Source organism: Crossiella sp. CA198 (assembly GCF_052078295.1).
Classification (GTDB): domain Bacteria; phylum Actinomycetota; class Actinomycetes; order Mycobacteriales; family Pseudonocardiaceae; genus Crossiella.
The window spans coordinates 1-25251 of sequence record NZ_JBQJIM010000025.1 but is presented as its reverse complement, the minus strand read 5'-3'; the positions used below and the strand labels follow the sequence as shown (position 1 = coordinate 25251).

Sequence of the window (25251 nt, the reverse complement as noted above, 5' to 3'; positions counted from 1 at the left end):
ATCGGCCCGGCGGTAAACAACGCGGTCACGGTAGACCCACCGCACATACCCCGTACAGCCGAAAGAGACTTCCTGATGACGAATCCGACCAGGCTCGCCAGACGCCTCGTCATAGCCACCGCGGCGACCGCGGTGCTGGCGACTGCGGTGGCCGTGCCGAAGGCGGTCGCGGCCGATCCGGGGATCACCCCGGAGCAGCTGTCCACCGCGTTGTTCAGCGCCGCCGTCCAGCTCAAGGACAACGGCCGCACCCACGACCGCAACCTGCTGCTCAGCGCCGAGCTGGTGGACTGGCGGGCCAAGAACCCTGCCGCATCCGCGGACGCCCTGGACCGGCACGCCGCCGACGTGGAGCGGGTGGTCGGCCTTGCCGTGGCCCCGGCCACCGTCCGCGATCTGGTGCCGGACACCCTCGGCAGGGGTGTGGAGGCGCTCTACGCCATCCCCGAGGTGGACCGGGGCGGCCCGCAGCTCAAGGTGCTGCTCGGCGCGCTGACCACCCGCGATCTCAAGGCGACCAGCGCGCCGGAGGATCTGCGGGGCGTGCTGACCCAGATCACCGCCTCCTCCATCGAGATCGCGCCGACCATCTGGAAGGCCCTGCGCGAGGCCGCGAGCCAGGACGCCACCCTCAACGGCGTCTGGCAGAACCGGCTGGGCAAGGCGACCGTGGCCGAGACCGCCGCGGTGGACCCGACCGCGCCGCTGGACGCGCTCAAGCAGCTGCCACAGATCAAGAAGGTCATCGACGTCGAGGCCATCCAGGCCGGGTTCCAGCAGGGCTTCCCCGAGGGCATGGCGGCGCTGAGCAAGCAGATCAAGCCGCTGATCAAGGTGCTCGGCGACCCGAACTCGCCGGACAGCCCGCTGGGCAAGGCGCTGGCCTGGGTCAAGGAGCACGTCGACCCGGTCACCGGTGAGATCAAGCGCCCGACCGAGGACAAGCTCAAGCAGTACGCCGAGGACGCCAAGAAGTTCGACGAGTACCTGGACCAGATCGAGGGCGGCCTGTCCGCCATCGCGACCGTGGCCAAGGTGCTCAGCCCGCGCTACGCCACGGAGCTGATGAAGTTCGCCGACACCCTGATCAAAATCGGCAAGCACGTGGCGCCGATGATCAACGCGGTGGCCGCGCTGTACACCGGGATCGCCACCGGCGCCGCGATCGGCTCGATCGTGCCTGCCATCGGCACCGTGATCGGCGCGGCGGTCGGCCTGATCGCCACCCTGGTCGGCCTGCTCGGCAGCGGCGGCGGTGGTCCCAGCCCGGAGCTGGTGGCCATCCAGAACATGCACAAAGAGATGCGGGAGAGCTTCACCCAGCTCAAGGACTTCCTGATCGCCTTCCACCAGCACGTCAACGTCCGGTTCGACCGCATCGACGCCACGCTCAACCTGATGTACGGCGACATGCTGCTGAAGTTCGACGAGGTGCTGATCGCCATCGCGCGGTCCAACTTCCAGCTGACCCAGCAGATCAAGGACCTGCACGCGCACCTGCTGGGCATCGCCTCGAACATGCAGTCCAACCACCAGCAGCTGATGGCCGCCGTGCAGGCCGACGGGGCCAAGGACTTCCGCGGCGCGGTCCGCAAGTACCTGGACTACGCCGCCCGCGAGGGGCGTCCGATTCCCTCCTTCGACCAGGGCAACGACAACTACAAGGAGGCCGCGCAGGCGTACTCCGACGGCGGCGACGACCTCGCCCGCACCGCCCTGTTCATGCACAACGGCCAGGACGCGGCGCCGGAGAGCGTGTTGCCCGGCAACAACTCCACCTTCCTGGTGAACTATCTCAAGACCTGGGCGGTCAACAACGTCGGCGCCCAGTACGGCAACGGCCACCCCGGCTCCGGGGTGCCCAACGCCGACCTGCTGGCCGCGGCGATGCGCTCCTACAGCACCCTGATGAACCAGAACCCGGCGCTGTCCGCGCAGGAACAGCTGGTCGAGCTGAACGGCAAGAAGACCGTGGCCAGGGTGCAGTACCTGCTGACCGCGGGCGAGGACGTGATCGCGGCGGCCCGGCGGTTCAACCAGCCCCGGTTCAAACCGGCCACCGGACCGTGGACCGCCACCAACTCGCTGCTGGAGCGGGTCCAGCAGGACAACGCCGCCCGGCTCACCGAGCTGGCCAACGGGCTGAAGCGGTACGAGTCCGACCCCGCCGTGCAGGAGCCCGGTCGCCCGTTCAACCTGTGGGCCGACCGGAACCAGCGGGTCGAGGGCTTCATGAAACGGGACGACGTCGACGTCCCCCGGTGCCAGGAGCCTGGCAACCCCGAGACGACCATCTCGGGGATGCCCGCGTTCATCAGGAGCGACAAGCTGCCCGCGCCACTGCGGCTGCTCAAGCAGCTGCACCCCGGCATGGAGCTGGATACCTGCTGGAGCCGGGTGCGCGACAACCGGATCGACTACGAGCAGTACGACCTGCCGCACGAGGTCATCATCCCGTGCGAGTGGGGCCAGCCCGCGCATGTGGTCTGCTCGAAGTTCACCAAGGTCGGGCAGCGGAAGAAGGTGCAGCTCGATGTCTCGTTCGAGGTCCGGGGGGTGATCCCGGGCCACTCCGCCAAGCTGGACCTGGCCACGGCCAATGGCCTGGGCACCGTGACGCTGTGCGAGTTCCCTGGCAAGGACACCGTCCGTGATCAACCGCGGGAGGGTGCGTGCGTCCCGCATGAGCCCGGACTCACCAAGAAGATCCGCGAGACGGGGTACGAGCCCAAGACGAGCACGGTCAGCGAGAGCTACACCAACCAGACCCACCCGCTGATCGACAAGACCCTGGCCACCCGCAGGGCCGCCTACTACGGGCTGATCACCAACGACGTCAAGGACCCGACGCCGCGACTGCCCGAGGCGGTCCGGGTCGACACCAACCTGCGCCTGCTGCGCGCCTACCTGGAGGTCGGCTTCCCCACCGCGCTGCAAAGCGACGCGCGTTTCCGGGAGCTGATCTACGGCACCAAGGCGATCCCGGCCTCGCTCAACGTCCGGCCCTCGGTGGCCAACGAGATCAGCCCGCTCGCCGGGCTGTACGCCAAGGCGGCGCAGAACGCGGCCGCCCAGCTGCCTCCACTGCACGAGCAGAACGTGTTCAGCCAGTCCGAGCTGCCCAACTGCGCCGCGGCCCCGGAACAGGTCACCACCCAGGACCCGGTGGCCCGCTGCCTGGTCACCATCTCCGGGCTGCGCCGGGGCGCGCTCGGCGAACGGATCGAGTACTACTCCACCGACCTGGTCACCAACCCGGCCGCGCAGGACCCGCAGATCACCAGCGCACTGATGCGTTCGCTGCGGATCCAGACCAAGGCCACCCACCCGGACTACCCGCTGGATCCCCCCGGCGAGCCCAACCCGGTGCCGCCCACCGAGATCGGCAAGACCGTCGGCGGACTCGGCGGCTCCGCGCGGGCCACGCTGAACGGCAAGCACTTCATGGTGTGGCAGGGCAGGCAGGACGAAGTTCTGGTCGCCACCAGCGAGGACGGCAAGGCATGGTGGCCGCCGGTCACCATCTCCGGCCCGCACACCTCCGGCGACGTCCCGGTCCTGGCCGCCTTCCAGAACAAGCTGGTCGCGATCTGGCGCAGTGGGGCGTTCTCCTGGCAGGACGGCGACAACGGCCGCACCCTGGCCATCGCCACCAGCACCGACGGCCGCACCTGGACCACGCCCGCCCGGCTGGTGCCCGCCACGGTCGGCACCGGCGGCCTCAGCCTGTCCGTGCAGAACGACCGGCTGCAGCTGATCTTCCGCGGTCCGGGCGCCGACCAGGGCAAGTGGGTCACCTCCAGCCACGACGCCAAGAACTGGAAGCGGCCCCGGTACACCGAGAACAACGGCGGCACCAACGCCACACCCGGACTGGCCACGCTCAATGGCACCCTGGTCCAGCTCTGGCGCGGCGCGCACGCCGACCAGGCACTCTGGTTCGCCACCAGTGGCAACGGCATCGACTGGAGCAACCAGCAGTTGCTGCCCGGCGCCTTCAGCCAGTACGGGCCGAGCCTGACCGAGTTCACCGGCAAGGTGTTCGCGGTCTGGCGCAACGGCCCCAACGACGGCCTGTCCGTCAGCGACACCGCCAACGGCGGGGCCTGGGCCGCACCACGGGCCCTGCACGCGAACGCGCACGCGGTCGGGGTGCCCTCGCTGGGCGTGGTGGGCGGCAAACTCGCCGCGATCTGGCGCAACGCCACCGATCCCGACCGGGTCGACGTCTCCACCAGCACCGACGGCATCACCTGGTCCGCGCCCGAGCCGATCAGCAAGCTGGCCTTCGAGATCCGGCACCAGCACAACGAGTCGCTGATCACCGAGGCCACCCAGCTGTGGGCGCGCAACGAGCGGGAAGCGGCCATCGCCAAGGCCAAGCAGGCACTCGTGCTGGCCAGGGAACTGGTCCGGGAGCGGCCGTCCTACGCCGCCACGTTCGGGCAGTGGATCCGGCACCCGGTCGGCCACTACCTGTCCGAGTCCGGCAAGCTCGACGAGTCGATCGCCCTGTACGAGGAGGCCATCGCCGCCTTCCGCAAGCTGTCCCAGCAGGAGCCGCAGAACCTGGAGCACAAGCTCTACGAAGCGGCCACCGTGGTGGTGCAGGGCAGCCGGATCTGGGACAAGGGTGAGAAGGACAAGGGCAGGGACCGGTCCCTGGAGGGCGTCAACCTGGCCCGCCCGCTGGTGTCCAAGAGCCCGCGTTACGCCGCGGCGTTCGCCACCTGGATCCGGTGGCCGGTCAGCGCTTTCCTGGCGGAGACCGGCAAGGTGGACGAGTCCGTCGCGCTGCTCGGCGAGGCCGTGACCGCCTCCCGTCAGGCGGCCCAGCAGGAACCGGACAACCACGAGCACAAGCGAGATGAGGCGGACGCCCTGGTGTGGCAGGGCAATCGCCTGTGGTACAAGGGCGAGAAGGGCCGAGGCCTGGACAAGGCCCTCGAAGGCATCAACGTCGCCCGCCCGCTGGTCGCGAAGGGCCCGCGTTACGCCTCCCACTTCGCCACCTGGATCCGTTGGCCGGTCAGCGCTTTCCTCGCGGAGAGCGGCAAACCCGACGAGGCCATCGCCCTGCTGGGTGAGGCCGTGACCGCCGCACGTCAAGCGGGCCAACAGGAACCCGGCAACCACGAGCACAAGCTCAACGAAGCCGATTCCCTGGTGTGGCAAGGAATTCGCACCTGGGACAAGGGCGAGAAGGACAAGGGCAGGGACAAGGCCCTCGAAGGCGTCACCGTCGGCCGCGCCCTGGTGGACAAGGGACCGCGCTACGCCTCGCACTTCGCCACCTGGATCCGCTGGCCGGTCAGCGCCTACCTCGCCGAGACCGGAAAGCTGGACGAGTCGATCGCCCTGCTCGGCGAGGCCGTCACCGCCGAACGTCAAGCAGGCCAACAGGAACCCGGCAACCACGACCACAAACTGAACGAAGCGGATGCTCTGATGTGGCAAGGCATCCGCACCTGGGACAAGGGCGACAAACCCGGCGCGCTGGCCAAGGTCCAGGAGGGTCTCGCAGAGGGCCGCAAGGTGGCGGACAAGGGTCCGCGCTACGCCGAACCGCTCGGCACCTGGCTGCTGTGGCCGGGCACGGAATTCGCGATGGGCAACGGCAAGAAGCCGGAGGCGATCGCCATGGCCCAGGAAGCGGTGGACATCTTCACCCGCCTCACCGCCGCCGACGCCAAGTACCAGCCAAAGCTCGACTCCGCCAAGCAGAAGCTGACCGAACTCCAGCGCTAAGCCCGACCGTAACCCCCGGTGTGTTGGCCGTTGTCGTACCCAGTGTTGGCCGAATTGGTACGCCATCCGGCCAACACACCGTACGACAACGGCCAACACGAAGGACGATCATCATGGGACAACGCATGCGTACGCTGGTTCTGGTCACCGCCGTCGCGCTGGTCAGCACCGGATTCACCCCTGCGGCCGCCGCCCCGGCCGAGGACCTGCGGGTCATCACCAGTGGGAATGGGTGCCTGGCCCCGCTGTGGGGCAGCCCGGATCCCGGCGCCTACATCAGTTTCGAGCTGTGCGACAAGTCCAGGCCCCAGGCCTGGCGCATGCTCAGCCACGGTGGGGGCTGGATCGGCCTCCAATCGGCGGCGTCCGAGCTGTGCCTGACCGTGCTGAACAGCGGCACCGGCCACGGCGAGGACATCGTGCAGCAGCCCTGCGCGGGCAGCCCGAACCAGCGCTGGCGATCCGTCTCCCGTGACCCCTTCGCCAAGTTCCTGGAAAAGCACGCCCAGCACAGCGACAAATGCCTGAGCGCGGGCTACACCCAGCACACCGTGCCGACCGAGGTGGTGCAGATGGACTGCCAGAACATCCATTGGCAGAAGTTCGCCCTCGACACCTGGTCACCGGCCACCTGACCACTCCGCGCCACAATCCCTGACCACGAAAGGATTCCCCATGCGGAGATGGCTATCCGTGCTCACCGCGGCAGTGGTGGCGAGCGTGCTCACCCCACCGGTGCAGGCCAAACCCCAAGCAGTGAACCAGAATCCGGCCGAGGTGACGCTGCGACGCGCCGAGGTCTTCTTCCACACCAACGATGAGGACAAGGATCACGACACCCGGATCAAAATCGTGGTCACCGACCAGAACGGCACCGAGGCGGCCGTGGTCGAGGACACCTTCGGGCACTTCGACGACGGCAGTGACCACGGCCCGTTCCCGATGCGGATCACCACCCCGATCCCGCGGGATGTGATCAACGCCGGGATGACCACGATGGTGATCGATCCCAACGGCAACGACACCTGGCGGTTCAACCTGCGGGTCGGCCTGTTCTTCTCCGACGGCTCCCGGATCGGCACCGATCCGGATGGCCTGGAACTGTCCGAGGACAACACCACCAAGCGCTGGGCCATCGGCGACTACCCCAGCGAGTACCAGCGAATGGACTTCGGCTGGATCGCGCAGCCGGACACCCTGACCGACTCAGTGCGGGACGGCTACGCCCGCCGGATTCCCGCGCTGCTGTGGGAATCCTGCGTGCAGCCGGACAACACCGGCCGGGGCGAGGGCTCGCTGAGTCACGTGGTGTCCAGTGCCGCGCTGCTCAAACTCGTCGAGGACCCGACCGGGCGGTCCGAACTGGCCAGGGCGCTGGGCGCCGACCCGCCGCTGATGGCCGATCCGAGCGGCCTCTACCGGCGCTGCCTTGACCGGCTGGCGCCGGGCTGGCGGCCGCCGCCGACCGGGGCCAGGGACCGGTTCAGCACGCATCCGGGCTGGCGGCGGGTGATCAGCGACCTGATGCGGGTGCCCCCGCACGCGGGCAAACCGGGCACGGACGCGGTGACCGCCTGCCGCACCAACGGATCCGACACCGAGGACTGGGACATCACCATGGCCCTGGTGATGCGGGCCTGGGGCATGGTGCGCACGGTGCCGCACACCGTCCTTTTTGGACCGGAGGACCCGGCCTCGCACCCGGCCAAGATGGCCGCGCTGGAGAAGGAGGTCGCGGCCAGGGCGTGGTTGCAGGGCGGCACCGCCAAGGTGGACGAGATCGTCTGCACCATCATCGTGCCCGACGTCCCGGAGACCGAGAACCACACCTGGATGATCCGCACCACCCGGTTCCTGCACAACGAACTGCTGCCGCAGACCCAGACGCCACCGCACCAGCCCAAGTACCTGGTGGAGTACAACCGCGACCCGAACCCGGACAACCGGACCAACGGCGTCCGGGCCTACCTGGGGGACATGACCGCGCAGTGGTTGCGGGAGGACTTCAAGGAGTACAACGCCCGGCCCTACGTGCGCTACCAGCTGTTCGGGCTGCTCAACCTGTATGACTTCGCCCTCGACCAGTCGGTGCGCGCCGAGGCCAAGAAGGTGCTGGACTTCCTGGCCCTCAAGCACGCCGCCGAATCCCAGGACAACCAGCGGGTGGCGCCGTTCCGGCGCAAGCAGGCCGAGCAGTCGCCGTACCTGTTCCAGGGCAGCACCACCGACTCCATGGTCGAGGCGTGGGTGGGCGGGCTGCCGCAGCCGGTCCGGCCCACCGCCGGACCGGGCAGCTTCAGCGGGGAGATGGCGTTGGCCGCGAGCGCGAGCTACCGGCCGCCGGACTGGATGGCCGACCTCCAGCTGGACACCCGGCACCGGGACTTCCTGCAGTACTTCAACGGCCGCGGCCAGCAGGAGGTGGCCTACGGCGGACGGGACTTCGTGCTCACCGGCGGCGGCCGCCGCACGCCCTGCCCCTACCCGGGACCCGGCGGCATCTGCGTTGGCGCGGGCAACGACGAGGGCACCATGCAGCCCACCGTGCTGATCCCACGCCAGTTGCGCACCGGCACCGCCAACACCACCGACAACCCGAAGTACTTCGACCACGTGCGGCTGCAATCCTCCTGGGGCAAGCACATCTCCTGTGTGGACCGCAACATCGCCTGCGGGGAGAAGCTGATCGTGCCGGACCGGGTGGTGCGGGACAGCCCGGACTGCCGGATCACCCTGTCCCAGCCGGGACAACCACTGGAGATCGGGCTGCGGTTCGACCGGTCCTGCTCACCGGAACCCGGCCTGTCCTACACCGGCGACTGCTTTTTCGCCTACGGCAAGCAGATCGCGCTGACCACCGGCCTGCCGGAGATCGCCTACCTGGTGACCCACTCCTGCGAACCGGGCAGCAGCGACGCGGACCGCAAGAAGTGGTTCGAGGCGTTCGTGGAGTACATGGCCATCCAGGGCAACCCGCGTGCGGAGTGGGACCGCTGCGAGGGACCCAACCAGTACTGGATCAAGGTGCACACCAAGCAGCCGCCCGCCGACCGGATCGACCTGACCGGGGTGACCGAGGGCAGGCCGGTGACCGCGCACGGCACCCTGTGCACCGGCGAACCCGGCTTCGAGCTGATCATCAACGGCCAGGGCGGCTTCCCCGGCGCCGGCGCGCTCAGCGGTGATCTCACCCTGACCGGCGGCCGCTACCCGGTGCCCAGGGTCTCCCTGGTCACCACGCCGGGCCGGACCTCGGCGGCCGGTGAGCAGTTCGCGCTGACCGCCACCATCCACGACACCGACAACCGGGTCCCCACCGGCAAGGTGGCCTTCCTGGTCGGCGCGCGGGTGATCTCCGAGCAGCCGGTGACCGTCGCACCCGACGGCACGGTGTCGGCGAAGATGCTCACCATCAGGGGATTGGAGCTGGGCGTACGGCGGGTCACCGCGGTCTACACCGGCGACGAGGTGTTCACCGGGGCCGCGGTCACCGAAACGCACACCGTCCGCCCGGATCTGGCTCGGGCCAAGGAGCTGATCGAGCAGGGCAACCTGATGTGGAATCGCGGCGAGCGGGCGGACGGATACCTCCGGACCGCCGGGGCGATCGAGCTGATCCGCGCACTGGCCGCGGCCGATCCGGCGCACCGCAAACAGCTGGCGGAGTGGCTGGCCAACCCGGCGGCCAACTACCTCGGCGAGCTGGGCAGGCACGGCGAGGCGGTCGAATTCGTCACCGAGTCCACCGAGCTGTACGACCAGCTCATCCGGGAGAACCCCGGTGACCGGGCCCTGACGGACGGGCTGATCGGCGCGCTGTGGGAGGCCGTGGCCATCCACACCCGGACCGGCGACACCGCGAGGGCGGAGGCGGCCCGGAATCGCCTGATCCAGCTCGGCGCGTTCCTCGGACGGTGGACGATGACCCAGACCAACGGCTACGTGGTCACCCTGGACATGACCGGCGACCGGACCGGCGCCCTGGGCGGCCGCGGCACCTACAACGGGATCGCCGGCGAGATCCGGGACGGGCGCCGGAGCGTGGACAAGGTGGAGTTCGTCATCCACTGGATCGACGGCGCGATCGGCAAGTACACCGGCCAGCGCGGGGCCGACGGCAAGTGGTCCGGCGACTCCGTCCGGCTGACCGGCGAACCGATCACCGCCCGCTGGACGGCGATCCAGCCCTGACCCAAACCCGTCGAGTTGGCCCAAGTCGTACGCCTGGTTTGCCCAACCGGGCGTACGACTTTGGCCAACTCGGCGGCGGAGGGGGTGCCGCGGGTGCGAACATGGGAGCCGATGTCCGTACAGCTCGCATTTGGCCTGACCGCCGCGGCTGGGTCGCGCTGCTGGCTGCCCACCTCCGGCGGCAGGCTCGCACCCAGACCCGCCGAGGACCGGGCCGGCGCGCACCCGCCCGGCGCACCCGTCGCCATCGGACCGGCCGAGGCCGGACCCGAGCAGGTGCGGGAGGCGTGCCGGCAGCTCGTCCTGTTGGTGGGCAAGGGAACCGAGGCGGTCGCGGCGGCGGGCGTCGACCTCGGCGGCGGCTTCACCTCGGCCCGCCTGGCCGGGGCGCACGGGGACCGGCGGGACGCGGTGCTGGCCGCGCTGCGGGTGCTCGGCGCGGACGGCGCGGACCGCCTGGGTGACCGGAGTGCCCGGCTGGTGGCGCTGTTCGGGCCGTCGGCGACCAAGCGGGTCGGCGCGGCCGCGCACACCGCGGTCACCGAGGAACGCTGGGCGGCACTGGGACTGGCCGCCGCGGCCTCGGACCTGCTCGGCCCGGAGCAGCTGGAACGCCTGCTCGAACTGCGTGCCCCGGACGGCGTCGACCCGTTCCCGCGCGGCGCCGCCTCCACCCTGGCCGAACACTTCTCCCTCGCGCTGAGCGGCTATCCCCAGCCACGGCGGCTGGCGCTGATCCTCAGCCTGTGGGAACAGGTGTGCGCGCGACTTCGCCACCGGCAGCGACTGGCCCGCCTGGCCGCCACGCAGACCAAGGCCGACCGGATCGACAGACTCCGCAAACGCCACCAGGACTTCTTCGACGGTGCGATCCTGCGGCAGGCGGGGTACAGCCTCGGCAACCGCATGACGCTGGCCGGCGCGGCCCGGTGGCGGCCGCCCTCCTGGTGGGCCACCTGGGAAATCACCTGGCTGCTGCACGACGCCATCGCGGCGACCGCGCTGCTGCGGTTCGCCAGGACGGTCTCCGACCAGGGTCTCGCGGCCGCCATCGAGCAGCACCGCGGCGAGCTGCTCGCGGCCGACGCCATCCTCGATGAGGACACCCGGTCCAAGGCCGCCCGTCGCCGGGAAGGCGACTACAGCCACCCGGCGCGGCCAGGGTGCTACCTGCATCAGGTGCTCCAGCTGCTGGCGCCGGGACGGGCGATCACCCCGAAGACCGAGAACGCGGTGCGGATCCGGATCGCCATGGCCCGCAACTACGGCGAGGTCGTCCTGGACGCGGTGACCGAGCACCTCCCCGCCTTCGAGCGGCAGTACCTGCACCACTGCTGGCGCCACCAACAGCGGTGGCAGGCAGGCCACCTGCGCAGGTGGCGGGCCGCGGCGGGGTTCACCAGGGCGCCGGGTGGCTGGGAGCAGCCGCCGCTGGAGGACGCGCACGCCGAGGAGCTGACCCAGCCGCTGGCGCAGCGACTGGCCGCCGCCCCGGACGCGGACCCGGTCACGGTGGAGGAACCGCACGACCTGCTGTGGTACGCCGATCTCGCCGACGCGCTGGCGCCCTTCGCCGGCCACGAGTCCGCCACCGCGGTGCCCGGTGAGTCGATGCCCGAACTGTCCTACGCCGGAGCGGCGGACCAGGAGCAGCCGAGGGCCGACTCGGTGCCGCTGGCCGCCGCCGAGGTGGCCCAGCTGGTCGCCTTCGGCGCGACGCCACCACCCCGCTGCCGGAGCTGGACCGAACTCGCCGAGGGAGTCAGCGCCGCCGCGGTGATCGCCGAGGCCAGTGTCGGCGCCTTCCCCATCCCCAGCGAAGTGTCCACTGTGGACAAACAGGTCATCCCGGGCGCGGAACTGGTGGTGGAACTGGGCCGGGAGCCGCGGCAGCTGGCCGCCTGGTCCGGCTACATGGGCAACTGCGTTGGCGACACCTGGTACGCCGAGGTGGCCCGCCGCGGCCAGTGCGTGCTGATGGCGTTGCGGGACCCGGCCCATGGCCGCATCGTGGCCAACCTGGACATCCGGCGGCACACCGGCGGCTGGCACGTGCACGAGCTGCGGGCACGGTTCAACGACGACCTCGACGAGTCGCTGGCGACGCACATCAAGACCTGGGTGACCGGCCTGCCAGTGCCCGCACCACCCGAACCCGAACCCCTGGAACCCGTGGCGCCAACACGGGCCCGGGGTGGCGGCGCCCGCCGGAACGCGGCGACCCGGCTGCCCGCCGACCTCACCCGCGAGCTGACCGCCGAGGTCGAACGGGAACTGGCCACGACACCGGTCGCCACGGCCCGGCGCACCTACGTCACGCTGGCGCGCGGGCTCGGCCGAGCCGGGCAGCCCGCCGATTTCGACCCCGAGGCGGCGGTGATCGCGCTGAAACGACTCAGCCCGGCCGAGCACGTCGACCTGGTCCGCACCGCCCTGGACAACGGACTCGGCGCGACCGCCCTCTGGCACGCCACCCGGGTCCGGCCGCTGAGCACCGCGGTGGGCCGCCTCGACCCGGCCCAGCGCGAGTACGACCGGGTGGCCACGCTCACCGGCGCCGGACCGCTGCCGCGCTCACTGCGCGCGCTGGTCCGCCGCGCGGCGATCACCCCGGCCTACGCCATGGACGAGGTGGCGCGGGCGGTCCGGGCGGCCATCGGCGAACTGGCCAGGGACGAGACCCTGGGCCGGTCGGTGGCCCGGCGGCCCGCACCCGAACTGGTGTGCGCGCTGGCGATCGCGACCACCTGCGCCGCTCCGTCCACAATGGACGGTGTACTACGGGTGACCGAGCCTAAGCAGGCGACGGTGCCCGGTTTTCCCGCCTGCGACCTGTTCGACGAGAACGGACCGTGGCAACGAGCCCTGCCCGCGGCGGCCGAACTCGGCGCGCCGGTGCGGGTCTTCGCCGACCGGATCGCCGAGCACGGGCTGTTCATCCCGGCGGCACTGCTGGGCAAGGGCGGCTGGCCCGCGCTCTGGCAGCGCGCACACCGCTGAGAGCAGGTTGGGGCACTACGGAAGTCTCACGGGTTCGGCTGTGCGGCCTGCTCAATCTGTTCGCGAAGGATGTCGCCATGTCCGGCGTGCCGGGCGAATTCCTCGATCATGGCGAGCAGGGTCCAGCGCATGCTGACCGTTCCTTCCAGGGCGATGTCCTTGGTGTCGTCGAGGGTGAAACGGGCGGCGATCTCCCGTGATCGCCTGCTCGCGCGTTCGAACTCGGCGATCACCTCGGCCAGGGACTCCTCGTCGGTGACGGTGAAGGTGCCCTCATCCCGCTCCGAGTATCCGTCGCATTCGGACGCGTCCAGTCCCGCCCAGAACCGTTGGAACCAGATCCGTTCGGCGGCCGCGGCGTGCTTGAGCAAGGAGATCGGTGTCGTCAGCGACGTGACGAGCCGGCGGCGGGCGTCCGCTTCGGAGAGGCCGCGGACGGTCTCGATCAGGGCTTCGCGGTTGCGATCGAGCATGTTCTCGATGAGCGTTCGTTCGTTGCCGTTGGTGATTCTGTTGGTACTCAAGGCTTTCACTCCATGCGGGATTGGCGGACAGCACGATGCGTCCGAAAGGTGGAACAGGTGGGTGAACGTCGAGGCGTTCGATGCGGGTAGAACACAACACCGCGGGTGACATCAATTGCCGGGCAGATCCGTTGACGGCGCCGACCTCGTCACCCTACCACCCGGTCCCAGCGCCGAACCCGTGGGCGGCCGCACCCCGGGTCATGAGTCGGCGAACAGTGCCCGCGGTGTGCCGCGCAGCCGGACCGTGACGAGCAGACCGCCGGTGGGGCCGGGTCGCAGGTCCAGGCTCCCGTCGTGGGCCCGGACGATGCTGTGCACGATGGCCAGCCCGAGGCCGACGCCCGCGTGGTCCTCGGTGCGCACGCGTTCGGTGCCGCGCTGGAAGGGTTCGATGAGGGTCGGCACCAGCTCCGGCGGCAGCGGCTGCCCGGTGTTGGCCACTCGCAGCACGCTCGCGCCGTGCCGCGATTCGGTGTGCACCGTGACGGCGCCACCGGCTGGCAGGTTGTGCACGATGGCGTTCTGCACCAGGTTGGTCACCATCCGCAGCAGCAGCGCGGCGGAGCCCGCGGTCGGCGTGGGCTCGCCGGTGACCTCCAGGGTGATCCCGCGCCGTTCGGCCAGCGGCAGCAGGGTTTCGGCGGCTTCCTCGGCGAGCAGGGAGAGGTCGACGGGCTCGCGGGTGAAGCCGCCGCGGTCGCTGCGGCTGAGCAGCAGCAGGGCCTCGGTGAGGTCGATCGCCCGCTTGTTGGCGGTGTGCAGGCGTTCGATCAGCTCGCCCCGGTCCTGGGCGGGGTCGGTGCGGGCGACCTCCAGGAGGGTCTGGGAGATCGCCAGCGGGGTGCGCAGTTCGTGCGAGGCGTTGGCGGCGAAGCGTTGCTGTTCGGCGACATGGGATTCGAGCTTTTCCAGCATGGTGTCGAAAACGTCGGCGAGTTCGCGGAACTCGTCCTGGCGGCCCGGCAGGCGGATCCGGTGGGACAGCGAGCCCTTCGCGGCCAGCCGGGCCGCGTCCCCGATCCGGTTCAGCGGCGCGAGCATCCGCCCGGCCAGGAACCAGCCGCCCACCAGGCCGATCACCAGCAGCACGATCATGGCCACGGCCGCGGCCTCGCCGAAGATGCGCGACAGCAGGAATCGGTTGGGGCTGATCCCGAGCAGGCCCTGCTCCTTGTTCGGCACGTGCCGCAGCAGGTACAGCCAGGCCACGGCGATCAGGACCCCGCCGGTGACCAGCACGACCCCGGCGTAGCTGAGGGTGAGTTTCAGCCGGGCGCTCGCCCCCGGGTGCCTATCCACGGGCATCGCCGCCGTCGATCCGGTAGCCGACGCCGGGCACGGTGGCGATCAGCCAGGGTTCGCCGAGTCGCTTGCGCAGCGCGGAAACGGTGATGCGCACGGCGTTGGTGAACGGGTCGGCGTGCTCGTCCCAGGCCCGCTCCAGCAACTCCTCGGCGCTGACCACCCCGCCCTCGGCCGCGACCAGCACTTCGAGCACCGCGAACTGTTTGCGGGTGAGCGCGACGTAACGCCCGTCCCGGAAGACCTCCCGGCGGAACGGGTCCAGCCGCAGGCCCGCGATCTCGCGGACCGGCGGCCGGGCGTGCCCGCGCCTGCGATCCAGTGCCCGCAACCGCAGCACCAGCTCCCGCAGCTCGAACGGTTTGGTCAGGTAGTCGTCGGCGCCCAGCCCGAACCCGGTTTCCTTGTCGTCGATCCGGTCCGCGGCGGTGAGCATCAGGATCGGGATCCCACTGCCGGAGGCCACGATCCGCCGGGCGACCTCATCGCCGGAGGGGCCGGGGATATCTCGATCGAGGACCGCGAGGTCGTAGGAGTTCACGCTGAGCAACGCCAGGGCGGTGTCGCCGTCCCCGGCGATGTCGGCCGCGATCGCCTCCAGCCGGAGCCCGTCCCGGACGGCCTCGGCCAGGTGCGGCTCGTCCTCCACGATCAGCACACGCATATCAGCAGCCTAGGCAACCGCCCCCACCCACCCGCCACCGTGTTGGCCGAAGTGGACGGCGAGTTGGCCCAACTGGTACGCCGGGTTGGCTGAAGTGGGCGTACCACTTGGCCCAAGTGGTACCAGTTCGGCCAAGACTGTGTACGACAACGGCCAACACGCCGGTGAATTTCGGACATGCCTAGGCAGCCTGGCAGATCGGCGACACTGGGACGTCGGTTCTGGTGCGCCACCAGCGGCGGGAGATCAGCGCGGCCAGCACGGCGCCGGTGGCGTTGAGCAGCACATCGTCCACAGAGGACACTCGGTCCAGCTGGAACACGTACTGCGCGGTCTCGATCAGGATCGAGGCGCCGCCCGCGACCGCCAGCACCCGCGATAGCGACCCCATCGCGAAGAACCGCATCGGGGCGCAGAACCCCAGCGCCGCGAAGATCAGCATGTTGCCGATGATCTGGCCGGTGTCCATCTCCAGCAAATCCTGCAATGGCACCAGGCTCGTCCGGCCTGGCACCAGACCGGCGCGACTGCCCGGCATCAGGGTCAGCCACACGAACGGCAGCGTCCCGTAGACCAGGCCGACCTCGGCCAGCGACCGGCGCCAGGCCCACCCCGTCGGCGTGCCCGCGGCCCGCCGGAGCACCGCCAGCCCGCACACCACCGCCCCTGCCACCGGCAGTGCGAGCACCGTGCCTGCCACCAGGCCGGTCTCCGTGCCGATCCAGTCCTGCCACTTGTCGAGCACTCTTACTCCGCTTTCCTTCGACCGGGAATCTCCTGCGGTGCCACCAGAAGTCAGGGCGCGCCCATGATGGCGTTCTGCTCCTGCTCCAGGATCTCCACCAGGGGGAAATCGTCGTAGTTGCTGAGCACGACGCCGACCCAGCCGCTGTCCAGGTAGAGGTTGTAGTTGGCGCCACTGCCGGGGTTGGCGCCGCCGCGCCCGGTCACCCACTGTCCCTTGTGGATGGAGGTCGGCATCGTGTAGGTCGTGAACGCCGGGAACTCGGGCGGCGGACCGCCGAACTTGCCGCTGTCGATGGGGCTCTTGGCCTGGGTGAACAGGTCGGCGTAGGCCTTCTCCAGCAGCGTGCCGTCGCGCAGCCCCTGCCCGAACCGGGCCAGGTCCCGCGCGGTGGCGAAGCCGCCGTCCGCGGCGTGGTCGATGAAGCTGCGGGCGTTGTTCTTGCCCAGCTGGTACTGGCCCGGGCTGCCCTTGTCCAGGTTCCGGACGATGTCCACCCGGCTGCCGTCGGCGTCCCGCATGTACGAATGCGCGATGTGCGGTTCGGTGAGCCACTGCGGCCTGGTGAAGAACCCCGAGCCGGTCATGCCCGCGCGCTTGAAGATGTGCTCCTGCACGTAGTCCCAGTACTTCAGGCCGGTCACCGCCTCCACGACCTGCGCGGCGACGGCGAAACAGGCGCCCGACCGTTCCGAGCCCGAGCCTGGCACGAACTCCAGCTTCGCCAGCCGGGTCCACCGCTCCCAGTACTCGTGCACCTCCTCCTTGCTGTGGAAGACCCGCCGCAGGTCGTGCTCGGGGTTGGCCATCCCGGAGGAGCCGGTGAGCAGGTGGTGGATGGTCACCTTCTCCAGGATGTCCGGGGCGAAGCCCCGCAGGTAGGTGCCCAGCTTGTGCCACAGCCGCACCTTGCCCTGCTGGGCGAGCTGCAGGATGGCCACCGCGGCGAACGGCTGGATCGCCGAACCGAGGTTGACCGCGGTGCCGTCGTGGAAGCGGATCCCCTTTTCCTTGTCCGCCAGGCCATAACTGCGCGAGAGCACCGTCCGCCCCCGGTAGGACAGCAGCACCGTGCCGGAGAACTTGTCCTCCGCGGCCAGCTTCGCCACGAACCGGTCATAGGCCCCACCCGGCAGGGTCTCCGGCGGCAGCCGATCCTGCCGGGACGACTCCTCCGGCGCCGCCTGACCAAGCCCGGCGCCCAACAGCGGCGCCCCGGCCACCACGCCCGCGGCCGCCAGCCCACCCAGGCCGAGCAGCCGCCGCCGGTCCATGGCACCTGCGGAATCCGAGTTCATACCCACGGTCCTTCCCTGGCCGGCGCGCCGACCGTTGTCGCTTGTCGCCTCCACTGAAGTCGGTGGACTGTTGCCAGGACGTATGCGGTTTTCGATACGCCCGCGATACATCCCGGCCCGAACTGAAAGACCGGGTCCCCTGGCGGACATATCTCCTCCGAGGAGCAGTCCGTCCAAAGGAGAAGCCCCCGTTGAGACACCACCGCCCGCGGGCCGCGCTCAGCCTCGCGCTGAGCACGGTCCTCGCCCTCGCGATCGCGACCCCCGCCGCCGCGACCACGGCCCCCACCAGCCCGCCGTCCGCCACCGGCGCCTCCGCCGGACACCAGTGGATCACCCTGGTCACCGGTGACCAGGTGCGCACCGACGACAAGGGCAGGCCAGCGCAATTCCGGCCCGCGCCAGGCCGGGAGCGCATCCCGGTCGCGGTCCGCTCCGACGCCGGGCACGTGTACGCGGTGCCCGCCGACGCGGAGGTGATGATCGCCCAGGGCAAGCTCGACCGGCGACTGTTCGACCTGGCCCTGTTGAGCCGTCCCGAGTACACCGCGCGCAAGGGCCTCGGGCTGCTGGTCGCCGCCCAGGGTGGCGCACCGGGGTGGCGACGGAGCGGGGCCGAGGTGACCCGGTCGTTCCCGCGGATCGGGGCGGAGGCGCTGACGGTGTCCGCGGACCGCGCCGGCGCGTTATGGGAAGCGCTTACCGCCGGTAGTGCCAAGGAACGTCGCCCGGCGCCCGGGGTGGGCACGATCTGGCTGGACGCCGTGCACCGGGCCGCGCTGGATCGCAGCACCGGGCAGATCGGCGCGCCCGCGGCCTGGCAGGCCGGGTTCGACGGCAAGGGCGTGAAGATCGCGGTGCTGGACACCGGGGTCGACCACAGTCACCCCGATCTGGCCGGTCAGGAGATCGCGGAGCAGAACTTCACGCCCGCGCCGGACAACAAGGACCGGGTCGGGCACGGCACGCACGTGGCCTCCATCGCCGCGGGCAACGGCGCCAAGTCCGGCGGCAAGTACCGGGGTGTCGCGCCGGGCGCGCGGATCCTGGACGGCAAGGTGCTCGGCGATGACGGGTCCGGGGCGGAGTCCGGGATCCTGGCCGGGATCGAGTGGGCGGTGCAGCAGCGGGCGGACATCGTCAACCTGAGCCTGGGCGGCCACGACAGCCCGCTGCTGGACCCGATGGAGATCCTGATCAACAAGGTCTCCGAGCAGACCGGCACCCTGTTCGTGGTCGCTTCCGGCAACGCGGGCCCGAACTCGGTCGGCTCCCCCGGCAGCGCGCAGGCCGCGCTCACCGTGGGCGCGGTGGACCGCGACGACAAGCTGGCCGAGTTCTCCAGCACCGGTCCGCGCAACGGCGACGGCGCGATCAAACCCGACCTCACCGCGCCCGGGGTGGGCATCGGCGCGGCGGCCGCGGCGGGCAGCAGGCTGGGCGAGTCCCGGCCAAAACCGGCCGAGGGCTACATCTCCCTGGACGGCACCTCGATGGCCACCCCGCACGTGGCCGGGGCCGCGGCGATCCTGGCCCAGGCCCGTCCGGACTGGCGCGGCGAGCAGCTCAAGGCCGCGCTGATGGCTGCGGCGAAACCGGGCGCGCACAACCCGTTCGAGCAAGGCGCCGGCCGGGTCGACGTGGCCAAGGCGATCACCCAGACCGTCTCCGCCGACAGTTCGCTGTCCTTCGGCACCGCGCTGTGGCCGCACGGCGACGACATCCCGATCAAGCGCGACCTGGTCTACCGCAACACCGGCGACCAGCCGATCACCCTCTCGCTGAGCGCGGAAGGCAAGGGCCCCAACGGTTCCGCCGCGCCGCAGGGCTTCTTCACCCTCGGCCACAGCACGCTGACCGTGCCCGCCCGCGGCAGCGCCGCCACCACGCTCACCGCGGACACCAGGCTGGGCGGGGACGCCGAGGGCACCTTCAGCGCCTACGTCACCGCCACCGGCGGCGGCCAGTCCGTCAGCACCCCGGCCGCGGTGACCCGCGAGCCCGAGCGCTACAGCGTCACGATCAACGCGATCGACCGCAAGGGCCGGCCAGCCGCGGACTGGCGGGCCGACCTGCAGGGGATCACCGGGGAGGCCAAGGGCTCCTACCACCAGCTCGGCACCGGCCTGGAAACCCTGCGCCTGCCCAAGGGCCGCTACCTGCTCAGCGGCCGCAGCTGGATCGGCCCGGAGCAGCCGGACGCCGGCTACAACTGGTTCAACGGCGGCAACATCGAGGTCGGCGCGGACACCACCCTCACCCTGGACGCCCGGCAGGCCAAGCCGGTGGACATCAGGCTGCCCGACCGCGAGGCGGTGCAGCGGCACTCCTACATCAGGGTCGGCCACAAGACGCCGGGCATGGAGTACGGCTTCGGGCTGCTGGGCCTGCCGTTCACCGTGCTGCACACCGCGCACGTCGGCCCGGCGGGCAAGCCGGGTGAGACGGAGGAGCTGCTCGTCGGGTCCTACTCCGGAGCCACCGACCGCACCGAGTTCCACCTGGTCGACCAGTCCACCACCCTGACCCGGTTCTGGACCGGCTACCGCAAGCACCTCACGAACAAGGACCTGGTCACCGTCACCGCCGCGGCCGGTGCCACCGCGCCGGATCGCACCGGGTTCCTCTACGCCAACGCCGCCATCGGCGACAGCCCGGTGATCACCGGGGCTTTCGGCTACGCACTCCCGCACACCCGGACCATGCACCTGTACTCGCCCCAGCAGGTCTGGGGTTTCCGCTTCGAGCAGGACCACGGCAGCAGCACCGAGGCAGCCTGGGAAACGGAGGATGAGGTGCTCAAGCCGGGCCGCACCCACCAGAAGACGTTCAACACCGGCGTTTTCGGCCCCGCCCTGCCCGCGGAGCGCCGGGCCGGCCTGTTCCGGGACGGCGACATCCTGCTCGGCGGCCTGCCGTTGTTCACCGACGGCCAGGGCCGCGGCGGCGGCTCGGCCATCGACTCCGGCTCGACCGTGCTGAAGCTGGACGGGAAGGTGATCGGCTCCACCGACCGTCCGCTGGACCCGGAGACCTTCTTCTCCCTGCCCGCGGCATCGGGCCGCTACGAGTTCAGCACCACGGCCAACCGCAAGGACCTGGCCTCGATCAGCACCTCGGTCACCACCACCTGGGGCTTCACCTCGGCGCACACCGACAGCCTGACCAGGGTGCCGGTGTCGATGGTCCGGTTCACCCCGGCCCTCGGCCTGGACGGCACGCTGCCCGCGCACTCCTGGCAGCGGGTGCCGCTGACCGTGCAGGGCGCGGCAGCCGGTGACCAGCTCAAGTCACTGACCGCGGCCGTCTCCTACGACCGGGGCGCCAGCTGGCAGCAGGCCTGGGTCGCGGGCGGGGCGGTGTTCGTGGTCAACCCGGCCAAGGGCAAGAGCGTGTCGCTGCGGGCCACCGCGGTCGGCAAGGGCGGGGACACGGTCACCCAGACCGTGCTCGACGCCTATCTGACCAAGTAGCGCGGGGAAGGACACGAAGCGCCCGGCCGACTCCCCGGCCGGGCGCTTCGTGCTGTTCAGCGGCGCGGGAACGCCTGGTCGTAGAGCGCCCGCAGCTCCGCGTCGGCCGGTCCGCTGTACCCGCAGCCCATGACCTGCCGGTCGGCGGCGGCGACCAGGTAGGTCTGGCCGGGTTCCGGCGTCAGCCCGGCCAGGATCGCCGAACTGGCCGCGTCGGCGTTGCGGACCTCGGCCAGGTCGGTCTCCGCGCCGGTCCAGGTGCGCTTGACCTGGAGCGTGACCAGGTTGTCCACCACCCGCAGCACGGTGCCCTCGAAGGCCAGCCCCGCGGTCTCGGCCAGGTGCCGGGCTTCCGGTCTGGGGCACCGGCCGCCGGGGTCCGCGCGGTCGGTGAGCACGTTCACGGTGATCTTGCCGCCCGTCGTTGGCGAGGTAGTTGCTGGTGGCGGGCTGGTGGTGTGCGGGGTGCCCGAGGGCGGTCGGCCGGTGGGGCTCGGGTGGGCCGCACTGCTGCCGGGCACCCCCGTGACCGTTCCCGGGAACGTTCCCGGGCCCGGTCCCGGCCGCTCGGTGGCGGTGGGCAGTGCGATGACCGGCCCAGGGCCCGGTTCGGCGCCGCCGCCGTTCCCGCCGCTGGTCAGGGCGATCACCACGGCCGTGGTGGCGACCAGGGCGCCGGCGCCGATGAGCACCAGCGGCCGCCGGAGGAAAGGTGGCCGGGGCGCGGGCACGTCGAGCGCGGCCGTGCTGGCCTCGGTGAGCAGTCGGCGGGTCTGCTCGGGCGGCAGGGGGCGCAGTCCGGCCGCCGGGTCGGCGCGGCGCAACCGGTCGCGCAGGTTGTCCTCGGTCATGGCCGCTCCACTTCCGCCTGCGCCCGCTCGTGCTCGGGCAGCATGGACCTCAGCTTCTGCCGTGCCCGGTGCAGGCGGATGCTGACCGCGTTCGGGCTCAGCCCCACCACCAGGGCGATCTCGGCCGGGCCGAGTTCCTCCCAGGCCCACAGCCGCACCAGCTCGGCGTCCACAGTGGACAACCGGGCCAGCGCCCCGGCCAGCTCCGGATCCGGGTCCGGCCCTGCGGGCGGCGGCTCGGGCGGGGCCTGTTCCGGCGGTCTGGCCAACTGCCAGATCCGCACCAGCAGCCGGTCCTGCCTGCGGCGCGCCCGGTCGGCGTTGGCCAGGCAGTTCCGCGCCACGGCATAGGCCCAGGCCAGCGGCTCGGCCGGGAGTTCGGCCCGCCGCCGCCAGCAGACCAGCAGGGTCTCGGACAGCACGTCGTCCGCGGTCGCCGGATCCGTCCGCCGGGCCAGGTACCGCCGCAACGGCTCGATCAGCCCCTGCGCGACCGCCTCGAACCCGGTCTGGCGCGGCTCCACGTCCACCTGCTCCACCCTGGGTTATGTCCGGCTGCCCGCCCAGTCTTTCAGTGACGTTCCAGCGAGTCGGGCCAGGCGCCGGGAACCGGCCAGGAGTCCTCGACCAGGCGCCGCAGCCGGTGCAGTGCGGGGTCGGCCTCCCGGTCCGGCGGGTGCACGATCAGGTCGCGGATGGCGTAGGCCAGGGTGTACAGCCGCAGGCGGGCGGCGGGGTGCGGTCCGGCGAACGCCGCCGGGTAATCCGCCGCCAGCCAGCGCAGCACGGTCGGATGGGTGTCGGCCCCGACCAGGTGGTCGGTATCGGCGCGTGCACAGAGTCGCTGCAGGTCCAGCAGTGGCGGCCCGAACCGCACCCACTCCAGATCCAGCATGGTCAGCTCGCCGGACTCGGACCACAGCAGGTTGCCGAGCTGGAGGTCGCCGTGCATCAGCCCGTGCGCGGCCGGATCGTCGACCGGTTGACCGAACGGCGCGAGCCGGTGCAGCAACTCGGCCGCGGCGCGGAGCAGACCGGGTTCCACGTGCGGCAGGCCGCTGGCGTGCTCGGCCAGCTCGGCCGCACGCGCCACCGGCAGCGGGTTGAGGTCGGCGCCGAGCAGACCGGTGATCCGGTTCTCCGGATGGTAGGGACGTTCCAGCAGCAACGCGGTGAGGTCGGGCGGCGGCGTCCACTCGTGCAGCTCCCGCAGCATCGCGGCGAGCTGGGACACCGCCGACCGGCGTTGCCCTTCGGTCAATGCGGGCCAGCACTCGTCGAGCGGGCGTCCGGGCACCAGACGGGTCAGCGAATACGCGAGCTGACTCCCGTGCAGGAACAGCGTGCCGTGGTCCAGTACCTCCGGGCGGCGGATCGCGGCGGGCAGCCGCCGGGTCACCGCGACCTCCCGGCCGATCCGGGCGACATCGCCGCGCCAGGACACCCGCAGCACCACCGGGCCGCGCCACTCGTCCTCGATCAACCAGGTGTCGTTGGAGTGACTGACGATCCGCCGTGGTGGCGTGGTCGGCCGCAGCCCGGCGGTGGCGCACGCGTGGTCGAGGCGGGCGTCCTGCGGCGAGACGGTCACCAGCTGATCCTCGCACCCGGCGGCAACCGTTTTCCGGGCCTCAGCCCTTGAGGAAGCGCAACAACTCCTCGGTGACGAACCGCGGGTTCTCCGCCACCAGCCAGTGCCCGGCCTGCGGCACGTCCACCGCGCGCACGATGTTCGTCAGCCGTGGCGCCACCGTGGCCTTGATCGCCTCCACCTGTCCCTGCGCCGTCATGACCAGCGCCGGGACCCGCACCGGAGCGGCCGCCACGGTGTCCCGGACGTCCTTGTCCAAGCTGCGGTACAGCTCGAAGCCACCGGAGAGCGCCTCGGGGCGGCGATAGGTGCGGGCGTACTCGGTGATCTCGGCGCCGGTGAACGGGGAGCGGTCGCTGGTGCCGCCGAAAGCCGTGCCACCAAAGGAAACCTGGGGGTAGAACAGGGCCAGGTACTCGCGGACGTTGTCGCCCACCACGGCTTCCGGCACGCTGCGCTGGGAGTGGAAGGCGATGTGCCAGCTCAGCGAACGGTAGGTGGCGGCGTTGATGCCGGGGCCGGGCAGCGGCAGGTCGAGGTAGCCAAGCTGCCTGGTGTCGGCGGGGAACTGGGCGGCGTACTGGAAGGCCACCGCGGCGCCGAGGTCGTGGCCGATCACGCGGGCGTCGCGCAGGCCGAGGCGCTCGGCGATCAGGGTGTGCACGTACCGGGCCAGGGTGGCCTTGTCGAAGCCGGCCGGGGTGCCGGTGCTGTCGCCGAGTCCGGGCAGGTCGACGGCGTAGACGGTGTGGTGCTCGGCCAGTGCGGGCAGGATCGGCCACCAGCCGAACCAGGTCTGCGGCCAGCCGTGCAGCAGCACCACCGGAGTGCCGCGGCCACCGGTGACGTAGTGCATCCGGACGCCGTCGACCTCGGCGAACTCGTGCCGGAAGGTCTTGGCGAAGGCCGGATCGCCGTGGGTGGCGGTGGCGTGCGCGGGAATCTCGGCGGCGGGCGGCGCGGCACAGGCCGCGGTGCTGAGCAGCAGGGCCAGGGCGATGGCGGCGATCCGGCGGGCGGGGCGGCGCGGTGCGGTGATCATGGGTTCCTGTCCTGGAAACGAGGTCGGCGGCACCGGATGGCGCCGCGGCCAGTCTCACCAGGGGTTGCCGAAGCTGGCACGGAATCTTGCCGTTCTGGCAACCTGGAGCCATGGACGACGAGATGGACCAGGTGCTCGACGCGGTCGGCCCGCGCCTGCGCGCGTTGCGCACGGCCCGCGACCTCACCCTCGCCGAACTCGCCGCGGCGACCGGGATCTCGGAGAGCACCCTGTCCAGATTGGAGAGTGGGCAGCGCAAGGCGACCCTGGAACTGTTGCTGCCACTGGCCCGCACCTACGACGTGCCGCTGGACGACCTGGTCGGCGCGCCACGCACCGGCGACCCGCGGATCCACCTCAAACCGATCCACAAGTTCGGCCTGACCTTCATCCCGCTGTCCCGGCGGCCGGGCGGGGTGCAGGCGTTCAAGATGCTCATCCCGGCCCACCGCGAACCGGCCGAACCTACCCCGCAGACCCACCCCGGCTTCGAGTGGCTCTACGTGCTCAACGGCCACCTGCGCCTGATCCTCGGCGAACGCGACCTCACCCTGCCCCCCGGCGAGGCCGCCGAGTTCGACACCTCCACCCCGCACTGGCTGGGCAGCCCCGGCGGCGAGGCCGTCGAGGTCCTCGTCCTGTTCGACCCCCAGGGCGTCCGCGCCCACGTCCGAACCACCCCGGAACGCTAGCCCCAATGCCGCGTAGTTAGGGTTTGGGGTCTGTTGTCAAGCCTGCTGCTGTCAGCACGATCACGGTGATCTCTGCTCGATGGTTGGTGCGGTCGATGTCGCCTTTCGCGCGGTGTTTGGAGATCGC

At 71.0% G+C, this 25251-nt stretch carries 15 protein-coding genes; 6 read left to right on the top strand and 9 right to left on the bottom strand.

Translation table 11 applies throughout. The features are described 5' to 3' along the window. The first annotated feature begins 75 nt into the window (after window positions 1-75). From ACTOWY_RS34390 to ACTOWY_RS34375, 4 genes are all read left to right on the top strand, one after another. Complete coding sequence (locus ACTOWY_RS34390; protein WP_441313770.1) at window positions 76-5748, top strand: hypothetical protein; 5673 nt, start codon at window positions 76-78, stop codon at window positions 5746-5748. Between the two features lie 125 nt (window positions 5749-5873). Continuing rightward, window positions 5874-6383, top strand: a complete 510-nt coding sequence (locus ACTOWY_RS34385) for an RICIN domain-containing protein (RefSeq protein ID WP_441313769.1) — start codon at window positions 5874-5876, stop codon at window positions 6381-6383. A 40-nt stretch (window positions 6384-6423) separates the two neighbouring features. Continuing rightward, on the top strand, window positions 6424-9939 hold the full coding sequence (locus ACTOWY_RS34380; protein ID WP_441313768.1) for an Ig-like domain repeat protein: 3516 nt from the start codon (window positions 6424-6426) through the stop codon (window positions 9937-9939). Between the two features lie 111 nt (window positions 9940-10050). Next, window positions 10051-12939, top strand: a complete 2889-nt coding sequence (locus ACTOWY_RS34375; RefSeq protein WP_441313767.1) for a hypothetical protein — start codon at window positions 10051-10053, stop codon at window positions 12937-12939. A gap of 26 nt (window positions 12940-12965) precedes the next feature. Here ACTOWY_RS34375 and ACTOWY_RS34370 read toward each other — a convergent pair whose 3' ends face one another. The 5 genes from ACTOWY_RS34370 to ACTOWY_RS34350 form a co-directional block, all read right to left on the bottom strand. Next, on the bottom strand, window positions 12966-13463 hold the full coding sequence (locus ACTOWY_RS34370; RefSeq protein ID WP_441313766.1) for a DinB family protein: 498 nt from the start codon (window positions 13461-13463) through the stop codon (window positions 12966-12968). A gap of 201 nt (window positions 13464-13664) precedes the next feature. After that, window positions 13665-14765, bottom strand: coding sequence for a sensor histidine kinase (locus ACTOWY_RS34365; RefSeq protein ID WP_441313868.1), 1101 nt, complete (start codon window positions 14763-14765; stop codon window positions 13665-13667). Then, window positions 14758-15432, bottom strand: a complete 675-nt coding sequence (locus tag ACTOWY_RS34360; protein WP_441313765.1) for a response regulator transcription factor — start codon at window positions 15430-15432, stop codon at window positions 14758-14760. Before ACTOWY_RS34360 ends, ACTOWY_RS34365 begins: the two co-directional genes overlap by 8 nt. A gap of 181 nt (window positions 15433-15613) precedes the next feature. Beyond that, entirely contained in the window at window positions 15614-16177 is a 564-nt protein-coding gene (locus ACTOWY_RS34355; RefSeq protein ID WP_441313764.1) for a VanZ family protein, read from the bottom strand. A 50-nt stretch (window positions 16178-16227) separates the two neighbouring features. Beyond that, window positions 16228-17475, bottom strand: a complete 1248-nt coding sequence (locus ACTOWY_RS34350; protein ID WP_441313763.1) for a serine hydrolase domain-containing protein — start codon at window positions 17473-17475, stop codon at window positions 16228-16230. Between the two features lie 191 nt (window positions 17476-17666). Here ACTOWY_RS34350 and ACTOWY_RS34345 point away from each other — a divergent pair, with 191 nt between their 5' ends. Next, window positions 17667-20948, top strand: a complete 3282-nt coding sequence (locus ACTOWY_RS34345; protein ID WP_441313762.1) for a S8 family serine peptidase — start codon at window positions 17667-17669, stop codon at window positions 20946-20948. Between the two features lie 56 nt (window positions 20949-21004). Here ACTOWY_RS34345 and ACTOWY_RS34340 read toward each other — a convergent pair whose 3' ends face one another. Genes ACTOWY_RS34340 through ACTOWY_RS34325 form a run of 4 tightly spaced genes read right to left on the bottom strand, consistent with a single transcriptional unit; the run spans window position 21005 to window position 24432 of the window. Continuing rightward, entirely contained in the window at window positions 21005-21799 is a 795-nt protein-coding gene (locus ACTOWY_RS34340; RefSeq protein WP_441313761.1) for a hypothetical protein, read from the bottom strand. Further along, window positions 21796-22329, bottom strand: coding sequence for an RNA polymerase sigma factor (locus tag ACTOWY_RS34335; RefSeq protein ID WP_441313760.1), 534 nt, complete (start codon window positions 22327-22329; stop codon window positions 21796-21798). The genes ACTOWY_RS34340 and ACTOWY_RS34335 overlap by 4 nt, the downstream gene beginning before the upstream one ends. 41 nt (window positions 22330-22370) lie before the next feature. Beyond that, window positions 22371-23390, bottom strand: a complete 1020-nt coding sequence (locus ACTOWY_RS34330) for a phosphotransferase family protein (RefSeq protein ID WP_441313759.1) — start codon at window positions 23388-23390, stop codon at window positions 22371-22373. Between the two features lie 40 nt (window positions 23391-23430). Next, complete coding sequence (locus ACTOWY_RS34325) at window positions 23431-24432, bottom strand: alpha/beta fold hydrolase (RefSeq protein WP_441313758.1); 1002 nt, start codon at window positions 24430-24432, stop codon at window positions 23431-23433. A gap of 110 nt (window positions 24433-24542) precedes the next feature. Here ACTOWY_RS34325 and ACTOWY_RS34320 point away from each other — a divergent pair, with 110 nt between their 5' ends. Beyond that, window positions 24543-25124, top strand: a complete 582-nt coding sequence (locus tag ACTOWY_RS34320) for a helix-turn-helix domain-containing protein (RefSeq protein WP_441313757.1) — start codon at window positions 24543-24545, stop codon at window positions 25122-25124. The last annotated feature ends 127 nt before the right edge of the window (window positions 25125-25251 follow it).

Bases quoted from the DNA above. Each gene is read 5' to 3' on its own strand.
- ACTOWY_RS34350 (WP_441313763.1), bottom strand. From the start codon at position 17,475: ATGAACTCGGATTCCGCAGGTGCCATGGACCGGCGGCGGCTGCTCGGC.
- ACTOWY_RS34380 (WP_441313768.1), top strand. From the start codon at position 6,424: ATGCGGAGATGGCTATCCGTGCTCACCGCGGCAGTGGTGGCGAGCGTG.
- ACTOWY_RS34325 (WP_441313758.1), bottom strand. From the start codon at position 24,432: ATGATCACCGCACCGCGCCGCCCCGCCCGCCGGATCGCCGCCATCGCC.
- ACTOWY_RS34385 (WP_441313769.1), top strand. From the start codon at position 5,874: ATGCGTACGCTGGTTCTGGTCACCGCCGTCGCGCTGGTCAGCACCGGA.
- ACTOWY_RS34375 (WP_441313767.1), top strand. From the start codon at position 10,051: ATGTCCGTACAGCTCGCATTTGGCCTGACCGCCGCGGCTGGGTCGCGC.
- ACTOWY_RS34320 (WP_441313757.1), top strand. From the start codon at position 24,543: ATGGACGACGAGATGGACCAGGTGCTCGACGCGGTCGGCCCGCGCCTG.
- ACTOWY_RS34340 (WP_441313761.1), bottom strand. From the start codon at position 21,799: ATGACCGAGGACAACCTGCGCGACCGGTTGCGCCGCGCCGACCCGGCG.
- ACTOWY_RS34390 (WP_441313770.1), top strand. From the start codon at position 76: ATGACGAATCCGACCAGGCTCGCCAGACGCCTCGTCATAGCCACCGCG.
- ACTOWY_RS34360 (WP_441313765.1), bottom strand. From the start codon at position 15,432: ATGCGTGTGCTGATCGTGGAGGACGAGCCGCACCTGGCCGAGGCCGTC.